We start from the raw sequence: 389 nt of genomic DNA on the forward strand, positions 1-389 counted from the left end.
GTTGACGATTTTCAAGAACACCCGACAGGTGTTGATCATCGGGCTGATGCTGGTGATCTGGTTCGGTTTCGGGCTGTACGCCGACAGCGGCGCCCTCTGGTATCTGACCGGAATCGGCACCCTGGTGCTGATCCTGGGTCTGCAGATGTTGTTCCTGTGGCGCGCGAGTACCAATGCCTATCCGGAACATTCCGAGCACAGCAGCAGCTTCCACGACGGCCTGATGACGCTGAACGGCCCGAACGGCAGCTCGGAGATCCCGTTGGCCAATTTCGACCAGATCTGGCGAACCGGCGAAGCGGTGGTGGTGCGCCGGGCCAAGGGCAAGAGTCTGGCCGCGCTCCCGTCCGAGTTGGTTCCGGTGGAAGCGATGCGCCTGTTCCACACAC

General features: G+C 61.7%; 1 protein-coding gene. It reads left to right on the top strand.

The window, feature by feature from the left end:
- Positions 1 to 28: 28 nt before the first annotated feature.
- On the top strand, positions 29 to 389 hold a 361-nt coding region (locus tag D7Y13_RS46745), incomplete at its 3' end, for a hypothetical protein (RefSeq protein ID WP_158626278.1).

The sequence above is a fragment of the Corallococcus praedator genome, from assembly GCF_003612125.1.
Lineage (GTDB): Bacteria > Myxococcota > Myxococcia > Myxococcales > Myxococcaceae > Corallococcus > Corallococcus praedator.